Genomic DNA, 25,498 nt, shown 5'->3' with positions numbered 1-25,498 from the left:
CTTAGCATAAAATTAATGTAATGAACATTTATGCGCCTTTCTTAAGTAAACGTTCGCTTTTGAGAAAGGCTTGTTTGCTATACTCATTTTTACTTTGATCAAAAATTGTATTTAGGGCTTGACTTTAATTAGCTGGTCTGTCATGGGAGGTATCTCCATGTTATTGTTCGGTGTTATTGCTGCGTCCGGTATTCGCATGCTGATAGAGTCCAAAGTGGACTACAGCAAAGCCAAAAATTTGATATTGACTTCGATCGTGCTTATTATCGGTATTAGCGGCGCCCACATCAGCTTCGGTACGGTGGAAATGAAAGGTATGGCTTTGGCTACCGTTGTAGCAATCCTGGTTAGTTTAACCTTCAAACTGCTGGATATGTTTTCACTCATGAACGACAGTGCGGAGGAACCAGTTAAACAGGATTGTGCCCACTAAGCAAAGTTCATCAAGAAAAGCCCGCAAATGCGGGCTTTTCTCTCGCAAGATAGTCCCAGGAACTTCAGACTTCAGTTGGAAAATTCAGACTGTAACAGACGTTGGTCTAGCAGCAGCTGTGCTATAATTTAGAGATAGGTACATAGACAGCGAAGCTATAGGTGGTGTACAAATTTGATTCATTGCGCAGGCGTTAGTTTACGAGAAATGCTGGCGTTGCCAAGTTTGAAGCAGGTTCGGCTCATTGCCGGGGCCGGCGGTCTCGATAAGGTAGTCCGGTCAGTCAATATTATGGAAGTTCCGGATATTATAGATTGGACCCAGGCAGGAGAATTATTGCTGACGACGGTCTATTCCATTCGCCATGACTCAACTGCCCAGTCTCGGCTTATTCCGGAACTGGCAGTACGAAATTTGGCTGGATTAGCAATTAAACCAGGGAGATATATTGAAAAAATACCCAATATTATGATCGAGCAGGCAAATGAATTTAACTTTCCTCTGCTGGAAATTCCGTATGATGTTTCATTTCCGGATATTCTCAACCCGATTCTTAGTGAAATCAGCCATCAACAACTCGCTATTATTCAGCGAGCCGATGAGGTGCATCTCCATTTAAACCGCGTTGTACTTGAAGGTGGTGATATGCAGGATATCGCCGGGGTACTGGTTGCCTCATTAAACAACAACTTGGCAATCATACAAACTATTTCCAATGATGCCGTTGTTGCTCCACAAGAGTATGACAGCGATCACCAGGACATCCAAAAATTTATTGCTGCCAACAGCAGGTACGGAACAGGCATGGGGCGGGGAAAAGTTGTCCTAGACGGCAAAGAAACAGGCTATTTTCGGACAGCCATTTGTGTTGGGAAGAAATGGTATGGAACGATATCTGTTCTGGAAACTAAAGAACCGGTGTCCCGGTGTGATGAGGTTACTATTGAACGGACAGCCGCGGTGGCTGCTCTGGTGCTTGTTAATCATTTGGCGGTAGCTTCGGTTGAAAGGCGCTATTACAACGAATTTTTAAACGAAATACTGATTGCCGATCCAGGGGAGGAAAAGAACTTAAAAGGTCGTGCCCGGGATTTGGGAATTGATTTACATAACTCACATGTGGTGGCTACTATATGTTTTCATTACAAGACTGACGAGCGCGCCGAAGAATGTCAGCTTATTTCCCAACGTATTATTCAAGGGCTACGGGAAAAGTTTCCCGATATCGTTGCAGGTTTTAAATTGGACAGTATCGTCATGTTTATTCCGCTGCCCAAGAATGCGACTGGGAAAGATATCGACAAAGTACGGGAAAAAATTAAAACTATTCTGGAGCAGCTGGTTGTTCGCCTTAGTCGTCCTTCTACTAAGGAATATAGTTATATTGGTGTGGGGCGGCCGGGTAGCGGGCTTGCGGGTATCCAGAGCAGCTACCGGGAAGCCATGCAGGCCTGTCAGATAGGAAGAAAAATCTGGCCCAAGGAACGTATTTGTTATTATGATGCTTTAGGTATCTGGCGACTGCTGGGCAACATTCAAGATAAGCAAGAATTGCACGTTTTTATTGATGAGACCTTAGGTAAGATTCTCCAATATGATCAAGAAAAGGGGGCTGAACTCTTAAAGACACTGGAAGTCTATTTTGAATGCAACGGAAAGCTGAAAAAAGTAACTGAAAAGATGTTCGTACATTACAATACGATTTTATACCGGTTAGACCGTATCCAACAAATCACCGGGTGTAGCCTGGAAGATGCTACAGCCTGTCTCAATTTGCATTTGGCTCTCAAGCTGCTCAAAATTATGAAGGACTGAAAAAAGCAAAAGGCTTTGAATTGCGGGCACCGGCAGTTATGGCTTTGTGAGATTTTACAAAAACATAATGGAAAAGGGGCACAGGGTTATATAGTATTCATATGGTCTGCATAGTCGGAATTGTGATACTATTTAAACAGAAGGGGTGATGTGCTTCGCGATTACAGGCTCTTACAGGAGACAGTGTCTTTATAAAAAAGTTGAACTTGGCCTATTCCGGACAGGTTCACAGTGTATTCCGTCAGACAGTAAATATCAGTGCCACCGATGGCCGACTGTATAGTATTGCTACGGCACAACAAGATAATGCTCCCTGTAGTATTCGCGTGGCAGCCCCAATTCCTTTTACCGAGATGGGGATTCAGTCGGGCGACAAAGTACAGGCAGCCCAGGGGAAGCTATGTGTCGGCAATATCACCATTGACATCGCTGACATTGCTCTCTGGGAGTCGGTACTCCCAGCGTTTCCGGCCCGGCAGTCAGGGATGGTTTTGGAGAATCACACAAATATCTTGCGGCAATGCATAGCCCGTTACGGGAAAAGCGGTGGACTGAGAGATTTATGGTTTTCCAGCACGTCCTCCGCTTATCAAAGCGTCTTTAGTGCTGTGTTGACAGAAAGCGCTCAGAACCTACTGGCAGCCTTGCGCAAGAAAGATTTTGACGAAGCTTACCGCCGGGGTTGTGAACTGATCGGACTGGGAGGAGGGCTTACTCCCTCAGGGGATGATTTTTGCGCGGCTCTGCTCACTGTCATAAACATGCCAAAAGGTCCTTTTGGTGAAAAGTATCGGCGATTGGGGTATCAGTTGGCCGATACCGCTATTCAGCAGACTACAGTAATCAGTCAGGATATGCTTAAACTTGCGGCCAACGGGCAGGCACGAGAGAATGTAATTGCTGTACTACGGGAAGTCACCGGCGGTTCACCGGCATCACTAGAGGCCGCTACTTTGAAAGTTTTGCAGATTGGTTCTCTATCTGGGACAGACTGGGCGGTTGGCTTGACCGCAGGGCTGGAGCTTGGAGGGGAATTTGCCGAGTAGGCAAGTAAGGGGGAAGCGATGTGGATGTAAAAATCATTATCAAAAAAGATGCCTACCACGATTCAGTGGCGTTGATGTCACTGTCGGGAAAACTGACAGCGATAGCAGGAGTTTCCGATGCCGTAGTATCGATGGCAACAGATATGAATAAAGACCTGCTGCGCCGTATTGGCATTTATACTACCGCGGTTGACGCGGCCGGGGCTAATGACCTGATGATTGCTGTTAGAGCAGAAAACGAGACAATTTGCGCAGAAGCCGTCCAGCTTGCAGAGGAATCACTGGCGAAAAAGAGCGGTGCCAGAAAGGGCAGCGGCGAAGTGCAACCGGCCTCTGTTATGTCGGCAGTAAAGTTGATGCCTGAAGCTAACCTGGCAATTATTTCGGTTCCTGGTCAATACGCGGCGCGAGAAGCGATGCAAGCCTTGAAAAATGGCCTGCATGTCATGATGTTTAGTGATAACGTGAGTGTCGAAGAGGAAATTGCCTTAAAAAAATACGCGCACCAACAAGAGCTGTTGATGATGGGTCCTGACTGCGGTACTGCCATTATAAATAATGTTGGTCTATGCTTTGCCAATGTCGTTCGGCAAGGGAACATTGGCATTGTTGGGGCATCCGGGACAGGAACGCAAGAAGTCAGTGTACTGATCGACCGTATGGGCGGCGGCGTCTCACAAGTTATTGGAACCGGCGGAAGGGATTTGAGTGAAGCCGTTGGCGGCATTACCATGCTGGACGGTCTGGCGGCACTGGCCCGGCACGAAGCGACCGAAGTCATTGTTTTAATATCCAAGCCGCCAGCGGAGTCTGTGGCGAATAAAATCCTCGATAAAGTCAAAGGCATAGCTAAGCCTGTCGTCATTTGCTTCATCAATGGTGATGCGGCCCAAGTTGAAAAAGCCGGGGCCTATTTTGGCAAAAACCTTGAAGCGACAGCCCAGATGGCTGTGGCCCTCAGTAAAGGCGAAAAACCAGCTAGCTGTTGCAGCGAGGATGGTGGGCTAGGTGAACTGGCTGCCAGCAAAACTGCGAAACTAGCACCGACGCAGCAATATATCCGCGGCTTGTTCTGCGGCGGCACACTCTGTGATGAGGCTATGCATATCGCTAAAGCCAGCGGTTTAAAAACATACTCCAATATTGCCAAGAAGGCAGAAGATAAGCTGGAAGATCCGCATACCAGCAAAGCACATACCTTTATTGACTTAGGCGACGATGTGTTTACTCAAGGGAAACCGCATCCGATGATTGAACCTTCCCTGCGGCTGCCGCGTCTGCTCAAGGAAGCAGCTGATCCGGAAACAGCAGTCATCCTAATGGACTTTGAGCTGGGCTATGGTTCGCATCCCGATCCGGTAGGGATTACGCTGCCGGCCATTATGGAAGCTAAGCGCGCCGCTCAGGATGCAGGCCGTCATTTGGAAATAATCGGCTATGTATGTGGAACTGAACAGGATATACAAGGCCGTATCAGGCAGGAACAAAAACTGGCTGCAGCAGGGGTTACGCTGGCAAAAAGCAATACCCAGGCTGCCCGTTTGGCAGGATTGATTGCGGCAAGACGGGAGGAGAAAAAATGAGCCGGATAGATGCTTTGTTTCAAAACAAACTTGCGGTTTTGAATATCGGTGCCGAGACTTTTAAAACAGAGCTTGGCTTGCAAGGGGCAGCTGCTCTGCAGCTGGAATGGAAGCCGCCTGCCGGTGGCAAGCAAGAGCTTATCAAAGCCTTGGACCAATTAACCGATTTGGAAAAAATCGAAGCTGCCAATGCTAAAGCTGTTGAGATTATCATCAGCGCCCGGCCAGTCTTGGTGGATGTGGATACAGCCCTCAACGTCGTTCCCGGGATGACTAAGCACACTATTTTGCATGCCGGACCGCCTGTGACGTGGGAAAAAATGGCCGGTCCTATGAAAGGTGCGGTTATCGGCGCACTGATCTACGAAGGCTTGGCTCAAACGGAAGAAGAAGCTGTTGAGTTGGCCGCTTCCGGAAAAATCAGATTCGCACCCTGCCATGAGCATGACGCTGTGGGACCGATGGCTGGTATCCTGTCGGCCTCCATGCCGGTGCAGATCATTGAAAATAAAACTCACGGCAATTTCGCTTATTGCTCACTGAATGAAGGACTTGGCAAAGTATTGCGTTTTGGGGCCTATGGTGAAGAGGTTATCACCCGTCTTAAATGGATTGAAACCGAACTTGGCCCGATACTGAAGGCAGCTGTCAAACTGTCTGGTGGTATTGATATCAGGAGCCTTATTGCTCAAGCCGTTCAAATGGGCGATGAGTGCCACAACCGCAATAAAGCGGGAACAAGCATGTTTATCAGAACTATTACGCCTTATCTGTTAAGGGCAGGTGCTGACCCGGAAGCTACAATCCGCGTCATTGAGTTTATTAACTCTAACGACCATTTCTTCCTCAATCTGTCTATGCCGGCTTGTAAAGCTGCACTGGACGCTGCTCATGGCATTGAAAATAGCACTGTTGTTACCACCATGTGCCGCAATGGAGTGGAGTTCGGTATCCGCGTAAGCGGTTGCCCGGGCAACACCTGGTTCACCGGCCCGGCGCAAATGATTCAGGGTCTCATGTTCCCTGGCTATACCATGGAGGATGCCAACCCGGATATTGGTGACAGCGCAATCACTGAAACCTGCGGTATCGGCGGCTTCGCTATGGGTGGTGCTCCGGCTATTGTTCAGTTTGTCGGCGGTTCAGTGGAAGATGCCTTAGGTTATTCGCAAAAAATGTTTGAAATTACCTTGGGGGAAAACCCGAATTATGCCAATCCGAACCTGAATTTCCGCGGTGCGTCAACAGGGATTGATGTGCGCAAAGTGATTGCCAGTGGCATACTGCCCATCATTAACACCGGCATGGCTCATAGAAATGCGGGAATTGGACAGGTAGGAGCGGGACTGGTCAGGCCTCCTGTCGAATGTTTTGAAAAAGCCCTTTTAGCTCTGGCTGAGCAAATTAAATAATCTAGCCCAAAATAAAAGGAGAGATGTCAAATGGTAAAAAATTGGGACAAAGTAAAAATGTATGACCTTACTCAGAAATTAAGTCATCTTACCCCCCCCTGGCCTACTTACGAGCCACTGCAAATCAAATTTTTCAAGCGTCTTAGCTCCAACGGCGCCAACGGTCAGGTTATTACCACTTCCAACCACGTAGGTACCCACTTAGACGGTTCCCTGCATTTCTGTACACATGGCCGCGATATCGCCAGCATTCCGTTGACTGACCTCATCGGCCCCGGTGTAGTGGTAGATCTGAGTGATATGTCTGAAGATTATGGCGTCTACACCTCCAAGGACATTACTGACCGGGTAGAAGTTCGTAAAGGCGACATCCTGATTATCCATACCGGTTACGCCAAATACGGCTGGGATCAACCAGAGGGTGATGAAGTCCGCTATATGGTCAAACATCCGGGACCTACCCGTGAATTTGCTGAATGGTGCCGTAAAATGGAACTAAAATGGATTGGTGTCGACTGCGGTTCAGCCGATCATCCGATGAATACCAAAATCAAGGATTGGTGCCCCAAACAGGCAGCTGAATGCGAAGCCTATTTCCAACAGAAATACGGCAAGGGTATTTCCGATATCTTCCCCGATGACCACTATCAACTGATGCATATTGATCTTTTCCCGCATGATATTATTCATGCCGAGAATGTAGGCGGCGAGATTACTAAAGTACTCAACAAACGCTTAATTGTCGGTTGCTATCCCTGGCGTTTCGAAGGCGGCGAGTCTTCTATCTGCCGTATTGTTGCCTACGACGAAGAGTAATTAGGAAGAGGGGCGTACCAACGTGCCCCTCTTTATCAAAACAATTATTCGAATTTTCGGAATAAATGACGTGATTTTTGAGGATAATGGGCGCTTATCTATAGGAGGAAATAACGAGTGGCAAGGACTATTGTACTGGCTTTAGGGGGCAACGCCATTACCAAAGCGCAGGAAAAAGGAACAAGGGATGAACAGTGGAGCAATATAAAAAGTACCTGTCAATATATTGTCGCTCTGGCTAAAGAAGGGCACCGAATTGTCATTACTCATGGCAATGGGCCGCAGGTCGGTAATTTATTGCGTAAAAACGAGATTGCCCAAGAAGTGGTTCCGCCGATGCCGTTAGATGTCTGCGTTTCCAATACGCAGGGATCCTTGGGGTATGCTATTTGCCAAAGTTTAGGGAACTATCTGGCCAAGGCCGGTTTGTCCATACCGGTGGCGTCGGTAATCACCCAGGTTGTTGTTGATGCCCATGATCCTGCTTTTCAGCACCCTACCAAATTTGTCGGTTCTTTTTTCAGCGAAGCCGAAGCAGCCCAGCTGATGGCGGAAAAAGGCTTTACTATGAAAGAGGACAGTGGTCGCGGTTGGCGGCGGGTGGTACCATCGCCGGAACCTAAGTTCATTGTGGAAAAAGACGTAATCCGGAATCTTCTGGATGCTGGTACGATTGTTGTCGCTGCCGGCGGTGGCGGCATACCGGTGGTAGAAAACGCTGACGGCTTGATCGGTATCGAGGCAGTAATTGATAAGGACATGGCCGGACAGCTTCTGGCAAATGAGGTCGATGCCGACGCGTTTTTCCTGTTAACAGAAGTAGAACGGGTATGCATCAATTTTGGCCGTCCGGGCCAGCGTCAACTAGAGAAAATGACAGTAGCCGAAGCCAGGGAGTATCAGGCAGAAGGGCAGTTTCCTGCCGGAAGCATGGGACCGAAAGTGGAGGCTGCCATACGGTTTGTGTCAACCGGTAATGATCGGCAAGCCGTTATTGTGGCACTGGAAAAAGCCAGCTTGGCATTAACTGGGCAAAGCGGCACGGTAATTACTGCCTGATAGAGGCCCTTGCAGGTCTCGCCAAAGGAGGGAAGCTAATAGTGAGAGATTTTGTGGCTTGTGCCGTGCAAATTGCGGTTAAGCCTAATGACGTAGAATACAATACTGCCAAAGCCATTGAATGGCTGGAAAAAGCCGTTGTCGAACACGGCGCCGAACTGGTGGTTTTTCCGGAAGATGTGACTACCGGTTTTACCCCGAATATGCCTGTTGAACAGATGTATGAACAATTGGCTGAACCTATTCCCGGCGACATTACCCGGAAGGTGGGGGCGGCGGCACGCCGGTTGGGAGTCCATGTGGTTTGGCCTATGTATGAAAAGGGAGCTTCTTCTCCCATCGTATATAATTCTTCGGCTTTAATCGGGCCTGACGGGGAAATTATTGGCGTTTACCGCAAGACTCACCCCTTTCCGACAGAGAGAATTGAAGGAGGTGGCTGGACGACTCCGGGTACGGAAGCGCCGGTTTTTGATACAGCTCTTGGCAAGATCGGTATGATAATTTGTTATGACGGTGATTTTCCTGAATTGGCTAGGGAACTTACCCTTAAGGGAGCGGAAATAATTACCCGCCCGTCGGCCTTCCTGCGAAGCTTTGACATTTGGGAACTGACATGCCGGGCCCGCGCCTACGATAATCACGTTTATGTCGTAGCTGTCAATGCTGTAGGCCCTGATGCCGGCAACAATTATTTTGCCGGCCATAGCATGATCGTCAGTCCGATAGCCCAGCGTTTAGCTCAAGCCAGAGGAACTGAGGAAATAATATCAGCTAAACTGTCGGCTGAGCCGTTGAAGTACATCACCTATGGATCTAAGGCACCCATGATTTTTGATCATGTTGAGGATCGCAATCTTAAAGCCGTCGGCGGCATTTTGCAATCAGGACAATGCCCTTTTGAGCCCAGCAGGCGCATTCCTTATAAAAAGTAGACTTAAACCAGTGAATCCTCCTAAACTCCCACTTATACCCAAAGGCCACAGGCAGAAGATGGGAGTCTTATACCCTAAAGGGCACAGGAAGCAGATTAGTCATCGGATCAAAAATAGATAAGAAAGCAAATAGAATATTTCCAATAGGAAGATTAAACATCGGGCATTACCAAATGTATGGACAGGAAGGTCGCGGCCGATCTGAAAGTACATCTTGCCACGGTTAGGGTTACAAGTTTACGGCTTATTATTTCAACAATAATAGGTGGAAGTAGCTTGCACCGGGTACTGACACTGCTAGTTACCGACATAATTGGTAATATACGCATGTGTGAATTGCCCGGTGTTTAATTTTTCTAAATAAACATACGACGGAGGTGCCAGCATGGGCGAGATGCAGGAAAAAATGGACCTTTTGAAGCAGAAACAAGAGAGAATTAAGCTTGGCGGCGGCGAGAAGCGGATTCAAAAACAGCATGCGTCAGGGAAAATGACAGCTAGGGAACGAATTGACAAACTTTTTGATACCGGAAGTTTTGTGGAATTAGACGAGTTTGTCGCTCACCGGTGCAGCAACTTCGGTATGAATGAAAAGGAATTACCTGGTGAGGGTGTCGTAACCGGTTATGGCACAATTGATGGCAGACTAGCTTTCGCTTATGCGCAAGACTTTACGGTAGAAGGCGGCTCGCTTGGTGAAATGCATGCTGCCAAAATTGTGAAAGTGCAGAAGATGGCGATGAAGATGGGGGCTCCGCTGATTGGTATCAACGATTCAGGTGGTGCCCGCATCCAGGAAGGAATCGACGCTTTGGCGGGGTTTGGGAAAATTTTCTTCCAAAATACCATGGCCTCCGGCGTTATTCCCCAAATATCGGTTATTATGGGTCCCTGCGCCGGCGGCGCTGTGTACTCTCCGGCCCTGACCGACTTTATTTTTATGGTAAAGAACACCAGTCAAATGTTTATTACCGGCCCGCAAGTCATCAAGGCGGTAACGGCCGAAGAAGTGACAGTGGAACAGCTGGGTGGCGCCATGACCCATAACAGTGTATCCGGAGTGGCTCACTTTGCAGCTGAAAATGAGGATGATTGTATCCAGCAGATTCGGTATTTACTAAGTTTCTTGCCAGGCAACAATTTGGAAGACCCGCCTTGCTGCGAGACAGGAGACGACCCTAACCGGATGGACGAAGAGCTTAATTCTTTGCTGCCAGATAACCCTAACCAGCCTTATGATATGAAAGAACTTATCAAAATGCTGGTAGACCGGGGCGAATATTATGAAGTCCACGCCCATTACGCACAAAACATCATTACTTGTTTTGCCCGCTTCGATGGTCAGCCGGTGGGGATTATCGCCAATCAGCCTGCGGTAATGGCCGGTTGTCTGGATATCAATGCATCTGATAAAGCCGCAAGATTTATCCGCTTTTGTGACGCATTTAACCTGCCGTTGGTTAACCTGGTGGATGTTCCTGGTTTTTTACCGGGTACTGGGCAGGAATATGGCGGTATTATCAGGCATGGAGCTAAAATGCTGTTTGCCTACTCGGAAGCTACTGTACCGAAGGTGACAATGATTATTCGCAAAGCCTATGGCGGGGCATATCTGGCTATGTGTTGCCAGGATCTTGGCGCCGACCAGGTGCTGGCATGGCCGTCGTCCGAGATTGCTGTTATGGGACCGGCAGGTGCGGCCAATATCATATTTAAGAACGATCCGGAGGCGAAAGCCAAAACCGATAAGTACGTGGAGGAATTTGCTACTCCTTACAAGGCGGCAGAGCGGGGCTATGTGGATACCGTCATCCCGCCAAAGCAAAGCCGGCCCAGAATTATTGCGGCTCTCAATATGCTGGAGAGCAAACGGGAAGGACGTCCCACCAAGAAACATGGCAGCATTCCGCTTTAAGATAGACCGGTTGGCAAAACAACGAAAGGAGAGATGTATATGACAGTTCCTGATACTATGGACGGCGCCATCATATTGAGCGTTATAGATTTCTTGCTCAGCATAGTAATTATTTGGGGTATCAGTTTGGTGCTATATCTTTTTCCTTACCTGAATAAACTGGGTAAGGTATCGGATGAGCATCTAAAGAGCGGACATTAGAGAGAAGAAAGAGAAGCAGATTTTTTAGAGGAGGAAATACGCCCAATGATCGAGCAGATTACGTCATTAATGGTTTCTTTGGCTGAACAAACAGGTTTGGCTCAACTTTGGTGGGGCAATATCGTGATGATTGCCGTTGGCGCCGTCTTAATCTATCTGGCACTGGCGAAAAAATACGAACCATTCTTATTGTTGGGCATTGGCTTTTCCTGTATTGTCGCCAATGTACCAGGATCAGACCTGACGCAGCCCGGCGGACTATTTTATTACGCCTACCGGGGGGTAGAACTCATTATTATCCCACCACTGATTTTTCTGGGGGTAGGGGCTATGACCGATTTCGGTCCCATGATTGCCAACCCGAGTCTGATGATTCTGGGAGCAGCCGCTCACTTAGGTATCTTTATCGCTATCTTGGGTGCTAAAGCGCTGGGCTTTACCCTAGCGGAAGCAGGGGCTATCGGTATTATCGGTGGCGCTGATGGCCCGATGGCTATATTTGTCACCATGAAACTGGCGCCCCATCTGCTGCCGCAGGTTGCGGTAGCTGCCTATTCATACATGGCTCTGATGCCATTAATTCAGCCGCCTGTTATGAAGTTGCTCACTACCCCGGAAGAACGACAAATTATGATGGAGCAGACCAGACCGGTCAGCCGGCTGGAGAAGATCGTTTTTCCTTTCGCGATTGCCGTCATTGTTAATCTGCTGTTACCGCCGGTCGCGCCGCTCATTACCATGCTGATGCTTGGCAATATGCTCAGAGAAGTGCTGTTGGTTGACCGGCTGGCCCAGACGGCAGCCAACGACTTGATGAATGTCATCACCATAACCTTGACGGTAGCCATTGGTTCTACCATGGCAGCAGAAAAATTTTTAAATATACAAACACTGCAGATTATCCTGTTAGGTTTGGTAGCTTTTGTCGGCGGTACAGCATCCGGGGTGATTGGCGCCAAAATTATGAACTGGGCGAGTGGCGGAAAAATCAATCCCTTGATTGGGTCGGCAGGTATTGCCTCGGTTCCCATTGCCGCCCGGGTTTCCCATGTTGTGGGTTTGAAGGAAAATCCTTATAACTTCCTCATTATGCATGCCATGGGCCCCAACTTGGCCGGAGTGTTCGGCACGGCCATATCGGGAGGCATTCTACTGGCCCTGCTTGGCGTAAAGTAAATGGAAGGTGAAGTATGAATACTATAGCCTTTCTTATTGGCCTGATTGTTAGTTTAGGATATTACTTTTATTCTGTCCGGCGCAGCCGGAGAAATGATGAGCAAAAATGATGAAAGGCGGGCTTGTGTATGATTTGGTTTGGTTTAGGAATTGCGATTATTGCTCTATTTTTGGTGATGCAAACACGAAAAGGGAGAGCTGCACTGCATAATGCCGAGATGGCTCCGGAGGACGGGACAGTATTTTTTCCCGGCGCAGCAATGGAAGATGACGAAGAGTCTGAAATATTGGCGGTGATTACTGCCGCGATTGCCGAATTTGAGGGTGACAGTGACTTTCAGGTCGCTAGCATAAAGAGAAGATCGAATAATTGGAAGCTGACTGGTTGTCAGGAACTTGTCGGCAGTCGGCTGAACTAAGGAGGAAGAACAAATGACAACATATACAATTACTGTAAATGGCAAAGATTATGATGTTGCAGTGGTGAAAAACAAGACTATGGCCGGCGCGGCCGCGGCAATAACTCCCAAAGTTGTGTTTCCTGCTGCTGCTCCTGTTTTACCGGCGTCGGTTGCTGCGCCGGCCGTCCCTGCCCCAGCGCCAGCACCTGCGGCTGCTGCAGGTAATGCCTATCAGGTTGCAGCCCCGATGCCTGGTAAAGTCATTGCCGTAAAAGTAAATATCGGCGAAACTGTGAGAAAAGGGCAGGAGTTGCTAATTGTAGAAGCCATGAAGATGCATAATCCGATTCTCTCGCAAGCTGACGGCGTGGTACAGTCAGTGTGCGTGAAAGCTGGTGACCCTGTTCAGACAGGAACAAAACTTGTTTCCATTAGCTAAGGGGTTAAGCTTTTTCCTTTGGTACTAATTACAATAAAGCCAGACAATTAGCAGTAATCTTTGTAGAAAAGTCACAATTGAATGACTAACAATTTTATTGTTAATATTCTGAGAATAATATACCATTTAAGTAGATGGATAAGTATATCTCAAGACATGCACAACATCTTTCTGGCAAGACAGTAAGGAGGTACGGGCCATGTTAAGCAGGTTTGATTACGTTAGACCACAAGCTCTTGAAGAGGCGCTGGCTTATTTGGGGAAAAATGCCGGCACCAGGATTCTCGCTGGTGGTACTGATCTAATGGTAATGTTACGCCGTAATGCAGAGATGCCTGAGCACGTTTTGGACATCAAATCAATACCAGAGACCAAGCAGTTGGAATATAAGCCGCAGCAAGGTCTCTTTATCGGCGCCTCAGTTACAGTCAATCAAGTCGCAGAAGCGGATTTTGTTCAGAAAAAGTATTCAGCGTTAGCTCAGGCAGCTAATTCGTTAGCGTCTTATCAATTACGCAATCGTGCTACTTTGGTAGGAAATATATGTAATGCATCACCAGGTGCGGATTTGTCTGGTCCGCTTTTCGTATATGAAGCAAAAGTTCATATTGCTAATTGCCAGGGCGAGCGTATCGTCGATATTAACGAGTTTTTTACCGGTGTAAAAAAGACGGTTCTAAAGCAAGGGGAACTGGTGATTGGTGTATCGCTACCGGATGTTGCCGTCGAAGACGTTAGTTTGTACCTAAAACAAACCCGGATTAAAGGTCATGACTTGGGTATCGTTGGTGTGGCAGCGCGTTTAACGGCGAAAAAGAAGTGCTTAGTTGCGATGTCAGCGGTAGCCCCGACTCCAATCCGCCTTACCAAGCTGGAAGAAATGATTAATTCGCAGCCGCTGACGGCTGAACTTGCTGCTTTAGCGGGCGAGGAAGTACGTAAACAGATCAAACCGATTTCCGATGTACGTTCCTCTGCTGAATATCGCCTCCATGTATCAGGAGTATTGGTTAAGCGTGCTCTAACCCAGTTGTTGGCCATGGGAGGTAGATAAAATGTGCGATAAACACAGTAATGAAGAAAACTGCTTTGCCTATGTTGATTCCGGTTTGCCACGGGTCAGGCTTAACTGCGTTGTTAATGGCGAACAGGTGAGCGCGATGATTGATCCTGCCATGACTTTGCTTAATTTTTTGCGCAACCAGCTAAAACTTTTTGGCACAAAGGAAGGGTGCGGTGAGGGCGAATGTGGGGCTTGCACCATCATTATGAATGGTCAGGCGGTAAACTCTTGCATTGTGCTGGCGGTTGAGGTTGAAGGAGCAGAGATTATTACAGTAGAAGGTTTGAGTACAGACGGGAAGCTTTCAATTCTACAGCAAGAGTTCATAAATCATGATGCTCTCCAGTGTGGTTTTTGCACTCCGGGAATGTTGATGTCGGCGCGGTCCTTGCTTGACCGGAACCAAGACCCCAGTGTAGATGAAATCAAAGAAGCCATTGCCGGCAATTTCTGCCGATGTACAGGATATGTTACTATTATTGAGGCCATAGCATCGGCGGCTAAGCTGGAAAGGGAGGCGCGGGGAAAATGAGCGAAAAACAATATCGACATATCGGCAAATCTCCCTTGCGGATGGAGGCTCGTGAAAAAGTAACCGGACGGGCAACCTATACCTTTGATATGGAACTGCCCGGAATGTTGTATGCAAAATGTGTGCATTCGCCCTACGCCAGAGCGGAAATTGTAGCCATAGATACAAGTGCTGCCAAAGCACTGCCGGGGGTCAAAGCCGTTCTTACCGGTGAAGATATTCCGTACTTGCTGGGTTTATATATGATAGATAAGCGTGTTTTGGCTCGTGGCAAGGTAAGGTATCAAGGTGAGCCGGTTGTGGCTGTAGCGGCTGTTGATGAAGAGACTGCCGAGCGTGCGCTCACCCTTGTGAAGATTGAATATAAAGAGCTGCCGAGCGTAATGACTATTGATGCAGCGTTAGAGGGCAAAATACTGGTTCATGAGGATATCAACGAACTGGAATACATTAAGGGAGTATTCTTCCCTCAGCCTGACTCTAATATCGCCAGTTGGAATAAAACTATAAAGGGTGATATTAAAAAAGGATTTGCCGAAGCCGATCTAATTGTGGAGAATGAGTTGACCTTGCCGCCGGTAGCACACGTCCCGATGGAGACGCATGTATCGATCGCTCAGGCTGATCCTTATTCTAATCAAGTGAGGATTTGGACTTCGACGCAGTCGCCTTTTGGTGTGAGGCAGCTTTTAGCCAAGGCTTTGGGTATTTCCAAGGGCGATATTCAAGTGATGGCTCCTTATGTAGGCGGTGGCTTTGGCGGTAAGGCCGGTATTCACCTTGAACCCTTGGTAGCCATTCTTTCGCGGGCTTGTAAAGGCCGGCCGGTTAAGTTAACGGCTACGCGTGAAGAAGAATTCAATCAATTGCCGTGTCGTGCCGGTATGCGTGGGCGGGTTAAGACAGGAGTCAAAAAGGACGGTAAGATTACGGCTGTCGAAATCTATTATGACTGGGATAGTGGCGCGTACGCTGATTATGGCGTAAACATTGGCAGGTCGGCTATTTATTCCGGCGCTGGCCCTTATGAAATTCCCAACATCGAATTGCATTCCCGCACTTTATACACTAATAAAGTCTTCAGTACAGCTTACCGTGGTTTCGGTCATTTAGAGACCCACTGGATTATTGAGCGTCAGATGGATTTGGTGGCACAGGCACTTGGTATCGATCCGTACGAATTCCGTATGAAAAATATTCTGCGAGCCGGATCACTCACAATCAGCGGCGAGCACATAAATGAACACTCCGGTCGGCCAGATAAGTGTCTGGAAGCTGTGGTCAGGGAAATCGGCTGGACTGGTTACCATTCGGCGGCAGAACGGCAAGCGGCAATTAAGACCGGTAAAGTTCGCGGCAAAGGTATAGCCTGCTTGCAAAAGGCTCCTGCTATGCCCAGCAATACATCAACTTCCGCAATTATGCAGATGGATGAAGACGGTAACGTCCGGATCATGGTTGGTGCGGTGGATATGGGGCAAGGGTCTAATACGGTAATGGCCCAGATTGCTGCTGAAGCCTTGGATATGCCACTGGAAAAAGTGAAAGTAGTCTGGGAGAATGACACTGACCGCCATCCTTACGATTGGTCAACTGTTGCGTCCAAATATACCTTTATGGGTGGAAATGCAGTAAAACGGTGTGCGCAAAACATGTTGAAACAGATGAAGGAGATTGCCGCTCAGGTGTTACGTTGTCCTGCTGAGGAATTGACTCATGGCAATGAGGCTATTTACCATATTCAGCATACTCACAAACGTCTTTCTTATCAAAATTTAGCAATGGGTTACACCTACGAAAATGGCAACGGGATCGGGGGGCCGCTCATCGCTCACGGTGTTTATATGGCTGAGGGCTTAACCTACCTTGATCCTGATACCGGTCAAGGTCTGCCGGCCTTAGACTGGACATTTGGGGCACACGGTGTGGAAATCGAGGTTGACCTTGAGACTGGTGAAGTTGGCGTTATAAAAATTGCGTCTGCCTTTGATATTGGGCAGGCAATTAATAAAAAACTAGTTGAAGGACAGATCATCGGTGGCGTAGTGCAAGGAATTGGCTCAGCTTTGGTTGAAACCTTTAAATTTAGCGCGGACGGTCGTCTGCTCAATCCTTCTTTCACAGATAATAAGATCCCAACTGCCAAAGATATTCCTACCGAAATTGTGCCTATTATCGTGGAAAATCCGCAAACGGATGGACCGTTCGGCGCCCGTGGAATTGGGGAACATCCGATGATTTCCGTGCCCTCAGTCATTGCCAATGCTCTTTATGATGCCTTGGGCATTAACTTCTATAACTTGCCGATGTCGCCGGAAAATGTTGCTCTGGCAATAGCGAAGGAAAATATATAGTCCGGACGGAAGGCAGCTGTCGAACTGATCCGGGTACTTATTACCTACGCAATGCTTCGATGATATAGAAATAGTTTTTGATTAAAGCATAAAGGAAAGGCGCTAATCAGCTTTGATTAGCGCCTTTTCGGCTGCGTTAAGGATGTTCTGATAGCCGGTGCAGCGGCACATATGGCCTGACAGCTCTTTTTTCAGGCTGTCCCGGTCACACTGGCAGCTGTGTTCGGCAAGTGCTGTTACCGACATAATCACACCAGGCGTGCAGAAGCCGCATTGTACCGCCCCCTCAGTGATGAAGGCTGTTTGCACATTGCTTAGCTGACCATCATGGGCTTCGCCCTCGATTGTCCGGATATCCTTCCCCTCAGCCCACACAGCCAGATACAGACAGGAATCGTAGGCCTCACCATCAATAAGCACAGTACAGGCGCCGCACTCGCCTACACCGCAGCCTTGTTTGGCGCCGGTAAGCTGCAGGTCTTGACGCAGTACCTCCAATAGGGATTGCCGGATATCGACCAACAGCGCTCTGGTTTGCCCATTAACTGTGCAGGTAATTGTTTTAGTCTTCATAAAGGGGTACCTCCTGCTTTAACAAATGCATTAATCAGGGCTTGTTGGGCCAGTTCCTGTGCCAGATGCAGCCGGAATTCACGCGATGCCCGCCAGGAGGTCCGAGGATTAATCTCAGCGGCCGCGGCCTGGCCGAACTCGGCAGCCAGCGTGGTACTCCAGGGCTTGCCTGCTACCGCCTGCTCAGCCAGGGGACAGCGCACCGGTGTCGGCGCCGCTACGCCAAAAGCCAAGCGGACCTGGGACAGTGTATTTTCCGCACCCAGCCGGCAGATAACGGCACAGCCCAAGGTGGCGATATCCATGGCCTGGCGCATGGCGTATTTGATATAATGACCACCCCAGCCTGTCGTACTGTCAGCAGGAATGCTGAGCGCTGTCAGAATTTCACCTGGTCGTAGATCCACTTTGCCTGGTCCGTGATAAAAATCGGCAAGGGGAATACAGCGCAAACCGTGGGTGCTGTACAACTCAAGCACAGTGTTGAGGACAAGCAGCGTGGGTGCGCTGTCAGCGGAGACGGCGCCATTACAGACATTGCCGCCAATTGTTGCCACGCGACGGATCTGCGGACCGCCCACCGTCTGGACGGCTTGGGCCAGCAGCGGGATTTGCCGGTTAATAAGCGTATCAGTGGCTATTTGGGCAAAAGTGGCGGCAGCGCCGATGCGGATACTGCCTGTTTGCTCCAGGGTGACTGCTTTCAGTTCTCCAATCTGCCTGATGCCGATAAGGTGGGCGTCAGATCGTTTGCCTTCGCGTAATTTAATAAGAATATCGGTGCCGCCGGCAATCAAACAAGCTTCAGGATTAGCCGCGAGTAAGGAGGCGGCTTCGTCAACTGTTCGGGCTTCAGTATATGTCGCAATATCAAACATGCTTTTTGCCTCCTTAAATCAGACCTGCCGCTTTAAACCGTGTTACCAGCCGCTCAGGTGTGAGCGGTAGTTCGTTAAACTTAATGCCAGTGGCATCCAAAACAGCATTGCGGATAGCCGGGGCCGGTGACACGGCCGGGGGCTCACCCAGTGATTTATTGCCATAAGGCCCTGTTGGTTCATAAGGCTCAACAAAGCCGATACCAAACTCTGGCGTATCCAGGGCCGTCATTAGCTTATAGTCTAAGAGATTAGCGTTAAGCGGCCGGCCTTTGTCATCAAATAGTAACTGTTCATACAGTGCATAACCCAGCCCCATACTCATGCCGCCATGTACCTGGCCGGCGGCCAACTGGGGATTGATAATCCTGCCGGCATCGTGAAGATTATATATATCCAAAATGTCAACCTTGCCTGTGGCCAGGTCAACATCAACCTCGACAAAAGTGGCTCCATAGGAAAAAGCATTGACCCGGGCATTGTTGGTAACCTCGGCGGTAAACGGCTGACAATGGACCGGGTTAGTATGTGCGTCAAGTGCCACATCAGCAAGCGGTAGAATTTTTTCACCACCCGGCTTAACTACCAGCCAGCCATCCACGATATCCATGGACTGTGCCGGGATACCGGTCATGCCCCAGGTGTAGTCAAGAACCTTGGCCTTCATCTCCTCAGCGGCCTTGCGCACAGCCATACCGGTGACATATGTTTGACGTGAAGCGTAGGAGCCGAGGTCAACTGGCGAAACATCGGTGTCTTGTTCTGAGATGATGTGCACCATGGATGGCAGTATGCCAAGCGTGTCAGCCGCCATCTGGGTAAAAACAGTATCACTGCCCTGGCCGATCTCGGTAGCTCCCACCTGCAGTTGCACTGTACCGTCCTCATTCATAACAATCCGGGCGCCAGCGATTTCCAAGGCGACTGGGTAGGTGCCTGAAGCGTACGTGAAACAGGCCATACCCAGTCCGCGCCGTTTATTACTGGCCACTATTTTCGCAGTCGCCTGCTTTTTATCCCATTGGATAAGTTCTTTGCCCTTCAGCAGGCAATCTCTCAGCCCGGTACTTTGGACAACAATGCCGCTCACCGGGTCTTGCCAGCCGGGCGGTACAATATTTTTCAGTCTGAACTCAACCGGGTCAAGCCCCAGTTCCCGGGCGATGTCTGTCATATGACATTCCAGCGCAAACATGACCTGCGGCACACCATAGCCACGCATAGCGCCTGCTGTCGGCAGGTTGGTATAGACGGTGGTGCCTTGGTAGGAAATGGCTTGCTGCTGATATAGTTGACGGTACTTAGCGCCACAGTTATTGACAATTGACTGACCGTGCGAGGCATAAGCGCCGTTTAGGGAGATGGCCGTAAGCTCACGGGCTGTTAGTGTGCCACTCTCGGTAACGCCTGTTTTCAGATGAAACCGGATGGCATGCCGTACCCGTGAGGCAATAAAGGTTTCTTCACGTGTTAGTTCCACTTTTACCGGACGGCCATGCACGACAGTTGTTAGAAAAGCGGCCAGCGGTTCAACCACAGTGTCCTGTTTACTCCCAAAACCGCCGCCGACATACGGCTTGATGACCCGTATCCGGCCCCAGGGGATGCCGAGTGCCTGACCGATAATCCGCCGGCAGATGTGGGGAATCTGGGTGGAGGACACTACAACAATACGTCCGGCGCCATCCTGATAGGCGTAGGCGCTGTGATTTTCCAGGGCACAATGGGCCACTGACTGAGTGGCAAAACTGTCTTCAAACCGATAATCGGCGGCAGCCAGGGCCGCTTGCATATTACCTGCTTCATAGCTGCCGCGGCCGACAATGTTGCCTGTGCCTATGTGGATTTCACCTGCTGCCGGTTTGAGCGCAGCCTCGGCGGTAAGCAGGGGGGGATATTCCTCATACTCAACGTCAATGAGTGCTAGGGCCTTTTCCGCTGTCAGGGCGTCAATCGCCACTACCGCGGCTATTTCGTCCCCGACAAGGCGAACCCGGCGGGTGAGCAAATTACGGTCAGCCACATCCTGATGAGCAGGGTCTTTATGATAGGGATGACCGGCAGTTGGGAAGGTGTGGGGTGGCACATCATCGGGCGTAACTACAGCCACAACGCCAGGCACGCGCTGGGCTTTACTGATATCAAGTGTGGTCACCAGTCCATTGGCAATGCTGCTGCGTAGTATTCTGGCGTACAGCAGGCCGTGCACAAGGTGATCGTCAACATATTTCGCCATACCGGTGACTTTTGCTACAGCATCTACCCGGGGGATATTTTTGCCGACACTGGTCATGGTGAACACCTCCGTATTAATAACAATTGTATTATTACTCCCTGCGCCGCTAGTACAACATTGTGCCGAACTTCTTGAGGAGGATATTCGACACCCGCCAATAGCAACCTTTCCCAGGCAGAAAAGTATACTTAATTCTTGCAAGATAGGCATTGTGCATAGCCTGTGCACAAAATTTTTTGCTGAACAAGGCAGGATTTTAGCAAAAAAAGTAGAAGCCTACCGAAGTCTTGAATATAGTACACCATTAGTTTTTTTGCAGGAAGGTTGAGTTGATGATCAAGCTCGTTAGTTGGGAAGATTTCTGCGCTGAATTGCAGCAGGATTTTAAACTGTTTATTTTTATTCTAGGGGTCTTCTGCCTGTTTCGGGTAGGGTTTATTGCTGTTATGCATTCGTTTCTCAGTGAGGCTGTGACCTTGAGTGATATTGCTGCCGCCCTGTATTATGGCTTCAGGATTAGCCTGAAGAGCGCTGGTTTGATGGTGCTGCTGCCAATTATCTGTTGCACCGGCCTGCGGCTGGTCGTTGCGTGGAAAAAGCTGAGTCATATCCGGCTTTACCTGGGGGCAGTGTATGTGACCTTACTCAGCTTTTTATTTCAGGCGCGTATTCCCTATTATCAAGAGTTTCGCATGGCCTTTAACCAACTGCTGTTTAATACGCTCAATGATGATGTAACAGCTATAGTTCATACAGTAATGGAGCAGTACAATCTGCCAGTCAGAGTGCTCTTGGCCGTAGCTACGGCACTCTTGTTAAGTAAACTGCTTAAGCGCTGGCTGGCTTCAAAAACATATACCTTCCCCCGGTTTTCCAAGTGGTATCAAAACATCGCACTTCGCGCCGCATTGCTTGTCGTAATTTATTACCTGACCATTTTTGTTCGCTTTGGCGGCAGTATGACTTACGCCTACAATATTGACTGGGAGAATTCCGGTATAACCAAAGACCAGCTGCTTAACGAAGCCATCTTAGATGATGTGCAGGCTCTATACCGGGCCTATGTCCTGCATGAGAGGGTCTCTTCCTCCACAGGTCTCGATATGGACCCGGGGCGGTTGGCCGATTATGGCGGTTATCTGGCCGAACGCCCGGTGCACTCGGCTAACTTAGATGAATTTTTACGTAAAAGAGTGGTGGCCGGGACAAATACGCCGCCTAAGCAGGTGTTCCTGATTATTGGCGAAAGCTATGCTAACTGGCCGCTGCTGCCACAGTACAGCAATCTCAATATTGCTAATGGCCTAAAAAATATCATCGCCCAGGACGAAGCCTCCTATGTTTATAATTTTTTGCCTAACGGTATGAGCACCATTTCTGGCGTAATGGGGGTAGTTACAGGTTTGGCAGAAGCTAATCTGTACCTGAACTATCTGCCTGAGTCTTATCAAGAACCATATGCTACTTCCCTGGCGCCGCAGATGAAGCGGCTCGGGTATACGGCCGACTTTTGGTATGCAGGGCCAACCTCCTGGGAAAAAGTCAAGGATTTTACACTGGCACAGGGGTTTGACTCGTTCTACGGTATGGGCGATTTTGAGAGCTCAGGGGGTAATGTCTGGGGGTGTGACGATTACTACCTGTACAAGGCTGTACTTGGCCATGTGCGAAATGACAAGCCGGGATTTCACGTCATTCTCACAGTGTCCAACCATTCACCCTATACAGTCGACCTGGCGCGGGAGGGCTTTGACCCCAGCATTGTCGCTGCCGCTTTGCCGGAGAATCTTAAAAATGATCAGGAACTAATTAAGAAGCTGGGGCATTTCTGGTATGCCGACAAAATGCTTGCCCAATTTGTTAAAGAGGCCCGCGAGCAATATCCTGACAGTTTGTTCGTCATTGTGGGCGACCATGCTGACAGGGTCAATATCGAAACAAATCCCCCGCTATTTGAGCGGTATGCAATCCCCTTTGTCGTTTACGGAAAAGGGATCACGAAAGAGTCATTAGCGGAACAAACGGCAGGCAGCCATATCAATGTCACACCCACCTTGCTGGAACTTGTCGCCCCTGATGGGTTCGAGTATTATTCGTTGGGCCACAGTCTGACCAAAGGGAACCAGTTCGGCATGAACTACGGTTTCTGGATTACACCCGGACATATGGGCAAAGCTGACAGCGATTACACAGAAACCCACTTGTCAAAGAGTGGGCTGGTGCCGCCTGACCAAGACACCATCCGCCGGGAGATTGATTCAGCCCGGGCTATTTCCTGGTGGCGGATAAAATATGGCAAACAATTAAAGCTATAATGGCTATAAATATAAACGAGCGCCGCCACGGCGCTCGTTTATATTTATAGGTCTAATTAAATTTGCCGCCAAAAGAAAAGTAATATTTACCTTCAAAGGCAAGAGCTTTTTCGTAAATCCTTTTATATAATGTCGTCGTATGATTTTTAGTGGTGAATTCTAGTCCGACATTGGCCTGGGACAAAAAAGCGTCATGCCGGTTCCCCTCAAAGGTGACATCTGAAAAAGCCAGCAATCGTGGTGTAACGGGATAGTCAAACTTGCGGGAGTAGCTGAAAGAAAAATCGGAATAATCGTCAACAAAACTTAGCCTAATCTTTGAATGGGTGGTGTTAATATCATTATCCAGTGTATACTGAACATAGGTATTAACAATGCCGGTTGCGCTAGTCTCTTCACAAAAGGCAGGCAGAGGCAGCAAAGTCAAAGCGATAGCGACGGCAGCAAACAGAACCATTACCTTTTAACCTCCAGGGTAGTTATGTCACCTTATATTCGTCACAAAGGACAAGTTATCCTCCACTTTTCCATAAAATCCGCTAAGGTAAGTTTCGTTTTATCTGCCTGATATGATATACTAATATTTGGATAAATAATAGGAAGAGAGTGAGATTTATGAAAAAATATCTAGCAGCTTTTGCGGTGATGGTAACATGTTTAGTACTGCTGACTGCCGGGTGTGCCGGCAGCAATACCGCTCAGCCTAATCAGACTGAGACAACCCCCAAGTCAACCCCTCAGTCAACTGAAGTACCCACCAAGAAAAATAGCGTAGCCCTCTTTGAAACGTCGAAGGGTAATTTTCGTATCGAACTGTTTGAAGATAAAGCGCCGCTAACAACCAAAAACTTTATTACCCTTGTCAACAAAGGGTTTTATAACGGGCTGATTTTTCATCGTGTCATTGAAAATTTTATGATCCAGGGAGGCGATCCTAAGGGCAATGGTACCGGTGGGCCTGGCTACACCATTCCTGATGAATTTCACCGCGACCTTAAGCATAACGAAGGTGTCATTTCTATGGCCAATGCCGGTCCCAATACAGGCGGATCGCAGTTCTTTATTACCCTTAAGGCTACCCCGTGGCTTGATAACAAACATGCTGTATTTGGTAAGGTAGTCGAAGGTATGGATATAGTGCATGTCATTGGTAAAGTCAAGACAGGCGCTCAGGATAAGCCTGTAGAAGATGTTGTCATTAAGAAGATCACAATTGAGCCAGCCAAGTAATTAAATATTCCGCAGTAACGAAGTTTGCTGGCGTAGGCGGGTGGTGTGTTAACAACGCTCCACCGCTGGCGCTTGACTTCCACACTTTGTATATACCAAAGGGAGGGGAAATTATGGAACTGCAAACAATCGAACAAGCCATAGCGGAGTTTGTTGCCGGAACGCCGCTCAATGCTGCTGCTGAAATAGGTCTGGACAGGATCTATGATAAGCCGCTTGTTAGCGTCGCCAGCGCCGAAGATGCGTTATTTGACACCCTAAAAGAAGCGGACATTGTCGGCCCCAATCATATGCTGCCACGTGAGTGGTTGCCTGCCGCCCAGTCGGTCATATCGTATTTCCTACCTTTTACTCAGGCTGTGCGGGACGCTAACAGGCAGGGGGAACTGCCTGCTGCAGAATGGCTGTATGCGCGCATTGAAGGGGAGATAGTCAACAATGCCTTACGCCAATTTTTGGTGGAATGGTTTGTAAAGGCAGGCTACCAGGCCGTAGCGCCTGGACTTGATGCACGATTTGCCGTGGTTAGCCGTAAGAGCAACTGGTCAGAAAGGCATGTGGCCTTTGTCGCTGGTCTGGGTACTTTCAGCCTGAACAGGTCGTTTATTACCAAAGCAGGTGCCGCCGGGCGGTTGGGCAGTATCATAGTCACAGCCGCTATTCTGCCAACGCCCCGCAATTATCAAGCTCACGATGAGTACTGCAGTAAATGTGGTGCCTGTATCAGGCGCTGTCCTCCTAAGGCAATTGATGATGCCGGAAAAAATAATGATATTTGCGCTCAGTTTCTTGATGGCACGGCTGAACGGTTTAAGCCCCGCTACGGCTGCGGTAAATGCCAGACGGCCGTCCCCTGCGAAGCAGCCGCGCCTATTTAGTTTGGCAAAGAATTCAGAACGAGTCTGAAACGAATGCCTCTTACCGTAAAAGTAAGAGGCATTTTTGCATGTGCGCCCAGCATGGGCGCTTACTTGTTGGTGAAAGTCCAATACGGGGGTTGATAGTGCCAACCGTTAGCCTAAGACAAGGGTGTCGCCTGTGAGGGCGAATCTGAAGGAAGTCGGCGGCAAAGCTCCGGTCTGAGGA

General features: G+C 48.8%; 23 protein-coding genes. 19 read left to right on the top strand and 4 right to left on the bottom strand.

Features of this window, described 5'->3' with window-relative positions; translation table 11 throughout:
• Nucleotides 1-118: 118 nt before the first annotated feature.
• From VN447_RS23165 to VN447_RS23090, 16 genes are all read left to right on the top strand, one after another.
• Complete coding sequence (locus VN447_RS23165) at nucleotides 119-433, top strand: solute carrier family 23 protein (RefSeq protein WP_325528815.1); 315 nt, start codon at nucleotides 119-121, stop codon at nucleotides 431-433.
• Nucleotides 434-607: 174 nt separating this feature from the next.
• Nucleotides 608-2,248 carry a PucR family transcriptional regulator gene (locus VN447_RS23160; protein WP_325528813.1) on the top strand — a complete coding sequence of 547 codons (1,641 nt, stop codon included), beginning with the start codon at nucleotides 608-610 and terminating at the stop codon, nucleotides 2,246-2,248.
• Nucleotides 2,249-2,454: 206 nt separating this feature from the next.
• On the top strand, nucleotides 2,455-3,294 hold the full coding sequence (locus VN447_RS23155; protein WP_325528811.1) for a DUF2877 domain-containing protein: 840 nt from the start codon (nucleotides 2,455-2,457) through the stop codon (nucleotides 3,292-3,294).
• A 20-nt stretch (nucleotides 3,295-3,314) separates the two neighbouring features.
• Nucleotides 3,315-4,877: an acyl-CoA synthetase FdrA gene (gene fdrA / locus VN447_RS23150; protein ID WP_325528809.1), complete on the top strand. Its 1,563-nt coding sequence runs from the start codon at nucleotides 3,315-3,317 to the stop codon at nucleotides 4,875-4,877.
• Nucleotides 4,874-6,289, top strand: coding sequence for a DUF1116 domain-containing protein (locus tag VN447_RS23145; protein WP_325528807.1), 1,416 nt, complete (start codon nucleotides 4,874-4,876; stop codon nucleotides 6,287-6,289). Before fdrA ends, VN447_RS23145 begins: the two co-directional genes overlap by 4 nt.
• A gap of 30 nt (nucleotides 6,290-6,319) precedes the next feature.
• On the top strand, nucleotides 6,320-7,105 hold the full coding sequence (locus VN447_RS23140) for a cyclase family protein (RefSeq protein WP_325528805.1): 786 nt from the start codon (nucleotides 6,320-6,322) through the stop codon (nucleotides 7,103-7,105).
• Nucleotides 7,106-7,222: 117 nt separating this feature from the next.
• Nucleotides 7,223-8,164, top strand: coding sequence for a carbamate kinase (arcC, locus tag VN447_RS23135; RefSeq protein WP_325528804.1), 942 nt, complete (start codon nucleotides 7,223-7,225; stop codon nucleotides 8,162-8,164).
• A 41-nt stretch (nucleotides 8,165-8,205) separates the two neighbouring features.
• Nucleotides 8,206-9,099, top strand: coding sequence for a carbon-nitrogen hydrolase family protein (locus VN447_RS23130; protein WP_325528802.1), 894 nt, complete (start codon nucleotides 8,206-8,208; stop codon nucleotides 9,097-9,099).
• A 385-nt stretch (nucleotides 9,100-9,484) separates the two neighbouring features.
• Nucleotides 9,485-11,014: a methylmalonyl-CoA decarboxylase subunit alpha gene (mmdA, locus tag VN447_RS23125; protein ID WP_325528800.1), complete on the top strand. Its 1,530-nt coding sequence runs from the start codon at nucleotides 9,485-9,487 to the stop codon at nucleotides 11,012-11,014.
• Nucleotides 11,015-11,053: 39 nt separating this feature from the next.
• The gene (locus VN447_RS23120) at nucleotides 11,054-11,215 is read left to right on the top strand and encodes a hypothetical protein (protein ID WP_325528798.1); all 162 of its coding nucleotides are present in this window, start codon (nucleotides 11,054-11,056) and stop codon (nucleotides 11,213-11,215) included.
• Between the two features lie 45 nt (nucleotides 11,216-11,260).
• A complete protein-coding gene (locus VN447_RS23115) occupies nucleotides 11,261-12,391 on the top strand; it encodes a sodium ion-translocating decarboxylase subunit beta (protein WP_325528796.1) in 1,131 nt (376 codons plus the stop codon).
• A 128-nt stretch (nucleotides 12,392-12,519) separates the two neighbouring features.
• The gene (locus VN447_RS23110) at nucleotides 12,520-12,810 is read left to right on the top strand and encodes a hypothetical protein (protein WP_325528794.1); all 291 of its coding nucleotides are present in this window, start codon (nucleotides 12,520-12,522) and stop codon (nucleotides 12,808-12,810) included.
• A 13-nt stretch (nucleotides 12,811-12,823) separates the two neighbouring features.
• Nucleotides 12,824-13,231, top strand: coding sequence for a biotin/lipoyl-containing protein (locus VN447_RS23105; RefSeq protein ID WP_325528792.1), 408 nt, complete (start codon nucleotides 12,824-12,826; stop codon nucleotides 13,229-13,231).
• Nucleotides 13,232-13,430: 199 nt separating this feature from the next.
• Nucleotides 13,431-14,285 carry a xanthine dehydrogenase family protein subunit M gene (locus VN447_RS23100; RefSeq protein ID WP_325528790.1) on the top strand — a complete coding sequence of 285 codons (855 nt, stop codon included), beginning with the start codon at nucleotides 13,431-13,433 and terminating at the stop codon, nucleotides 14,283-14,285.
• A gap of 1 nt (nucleotide 14,286) precedes the next feature.
• Nucleotides 14,287-14,826, top strand: a complete 540-nt coding sequence (locus VN447_RS23095) for a (2Fe-2S)-binding protein (RefSeq protein WP_325528789.1) — start codon at nucleotides 14,287-14,289, stop codon at nucleotides 14,824-14,826.
• Entirely contained in the window at nucleotides 14,823-17,180 is a 2,358-nt protein-coding gene (locus VN447_RS23090; protein ID WP_325528787.1) for a xanthine dehydrogenase family protein molybdopterin-binding subunit, read from the top strand. The genes VN447_RS23095 and VN447_RS23090 overlap by 4 nt, the downstream gene beginning before the upstream one ends.
• A gap of 102 nt (nucleotides 17,181-17,282) precedes the next feature.
• Here the strand turns inward: VN447_RS23090 and xdhC are convergent, their stop codons facing one another.
• Genes xdhC through xdhA form a run of 3 tightly spaced genes read right to left on the bottom strand, consistent with a single transcriptional unit; the run spans nucleotide 17,283 to nucleotide 20,924 of the window.
• A complete protein-coding gene (xdhC, locus tag VN447_RS23085) occupies nucleotides 17,283-17,753 on the bottom strand; it encodes a xanthine dehydrogenase subunit XdhC (RefSeq protein WP_325528785.1) in 471 nt (156 codons plus the stop codon).
• Complete coding sequence (xdhB, locus tag VN447_RS23080) at nucleotides 17,750-18,631, bottom strand: xanthine dehydrogenase subunit XdhB (RefSeq protein WP_325528783.1); 882 nt, start codon at nucleotides 18,629-18,631, stop codon at nucleotides 17,750-17,752. The genes xdhC and xdhB overlap by 4 nt, the downstream gene beginning before the upstream one ends.
• Before the next feature lie 13 nt (nucleotides 18,632-18,644).
• Nucleotides 18,645-20,924, bottom strand: a complete 2,280-nt coding sequence (xdhA, locus tag VN447_RS23075; RefSeq protein WP_325528781.1) for a xanthine dehydrogenase subunit XdhA — start codon at nucleotides 20,922-20,924, stop codon at nucleotides 18,645-18,647.
• 275 nt (nucleotides 20,925-21,199) lie between these two features.
• Here xdhA and VN447_RS23070 point away from each other — a divergent pair, with 275 nt between their 5' ends.
• A complete protein-coding gene (locus VN447_RS23070) occupies nucleotides 21,200-23,182 on the top strand; it encodes an LTA synthase family protein (protein ID WP_325528779.1) in 1,983 nt (660 codons plus the stop codon).
• Nucleotides 23,183-23,234: 52 nt separating this feature from the next.
• Here VN447_RS23070 and VN447_RS23065 read toward each other — a convergent pair whose 3' ends face one another.
• The gene (locus tag VN447_RS23065) at nucleotides 23,235-23,639 is read right to left on the bottom strand and encodes a hypothetical protein (RefSeq protein ID WP_325528777.1); all 405 of its coding nucleotides are present in this window, start codon (nucleotides 23,637-23,639) and stop codon (nucleotides 23,235-23,237) included.
• Between the two features lie 158 nt (nucleotides 23,640-23,797).
• On the opposite strand from VN447_RS23065, the gene VN447_RS23060 reads away from it, so the two are divergent.
• Nucleotides 23,798-24,412 carry a peptidylprolyl isomerase gene (locus VN447_RS23060; protein WP_325528775.1) on the top strand — a complete coding sequence of 205 codons (615 nt, stop codon included), beginning with the start codon at nucleotides 23,798-23,800 and terminating at the stop codon, nucleotides 24,410-24,412.
• A gap of 113 nt (nucleotides 24,413-24,525) precedes the next feature.
• The gene (locus VN447_RS23055) at nucleotides 24,526-25,290 is read left to right on the top strand and encodes an epoxyqueuosine reductase (RefSeq protein ID WP_325528773.1); all 765 of its coding nucleotides are present in this window, start codon (nucleotides 24,526-24,528) and stop codon (nucleotides 25,288-25,290) included.
• Nucleotides 25,291-25,498: the final 208 nt, after the last annotated feature.

Origin of the sequence: Sporomusa sp., assembly GCF_035561155.1 — a bacterium.
GTDB lineage: Bacteria > Bacillota > Negativicutes > Sporomusales > Sporomusaceae > Sporomusa.
Note: the sequence above shows the minus strand (reverse complement) of the source record. Positions and strands in the feature narration are given on the sequence as shown.

Bases quoted from the DNA above. Each gene is read 5' to 3' on its own strand.
- VN447_RS23145 (WP_325528807.1), top strand. From the start codon at position 4,874: ATGAGCCGGATAGATGCTTTGTTTCAAAACAAACTTGCGGTTTTGAAT.
- VN447_RS23065 (WP_325528777.1), bottom strand. From the start codon at position 23,639: ATGGTTCTGTTTGCTGCCGTCGCTATCGCTTTGACTTTGCTGCCTCTG.
- VN447_RS23115 (WP_325528796.1), top strand. From the start codon at position 11,261: ATGATCGAGCAGATTACGTCATTAATGGTTTCTTTGGCTGAACAAACA.
- xdhB (WP_325528783.1), bottom strand. From the start codon at position 18,631: ATGTTTGATATTGCGACATATACTGAAGCCCGAACAGTTGACGAAGCC.
- VN447_RS23140 (WP_325528805.1), top strand. From the start codon at position 6,320: ATGGTAAAAAATTGGGACAAAGTAAAAATGTATGACCTTACTCAGAAA.
- xdhA (WP_325528781.1), bottom strand. From the start codon at position 20,924: ATGACCAGTGTCGGCAAAAATATCCCCCGGGTAGATGCTGTAGCAAAA.
- VN447_RS23060 (WP_325528775.1), top strand. From the start codon at position 23,798: ATGAAAAAATATCTAGCAGCTTTTGCGGTGATGGTAACATGTTTAGTA.
- VN447_RS23100 (WP_325528790.1), top strand. From the start codon at position 13,431: ATGTTAAGCAGGTTTGATTACGTTAGACCACAAGCTCTTGAAGAGGCG.
- VN447_RS23070 (WP_325528779.1), top strand. From the start codon at position 21,200: ATGATCAAGCTCGTTAGTTGGGAAGATTTCTGCGCTGAATTGCAGCAG.
- VN447_RS23095 (WP_325528789.1), top strand. From the start codon at position 14,287: ATGTGCGATAAACACAGTAATGAAGAAAACTGCTTTGCCTATGTTGAT.
- VN447_RS23055 (WP_325528773.1), top strand. From the start codon at position 24,526: ATGGAACTGCAAACAATCGAACAAGCCATAGCGGAGTTTGTTGCCGGA.
- VN447_RS23105 (WP_325528792.1), top strand. From the start codon at position 12,824: ATGACAACATATACAATTACTGTAAATGGCAAAGATTATGATGTTGCA.
- VN447_RS23110 (WP_325528794.1), top strand. From the start codon at position 12,520: ATGATTTGGTTTGGTTTAGGAATTGCGATTATTGCTCTATTTTTGGTG.
- xdhC (WP_325528785.1), bottom strand. From the start codon at position 17,753: ATGAAGACTAAAACAATTACCTGCACAGTTAATGGGCAAACCAGAGCG.
- VN447_RS23120 (WP_325528798.1), top strand. From the start codon at position 11,054: ATGACAGTTCCTGATACTATGGACGGCGCCATCATATTGAGCGTTATA.
- mmdA (WP_325528800.1), top strand. From the start codon at position 9,485: ATGGGCGAGATGCAGGAAAAAATGGACCTTTTGAAGCAGAAACAAGAG.
- VN447_RS23090 (WP_325528787.1), top strand. From the start codon at position 14,823: ATGAGCGAAAAACAATATCGACATATCGGCAAATCTCCCTTGCGGATG.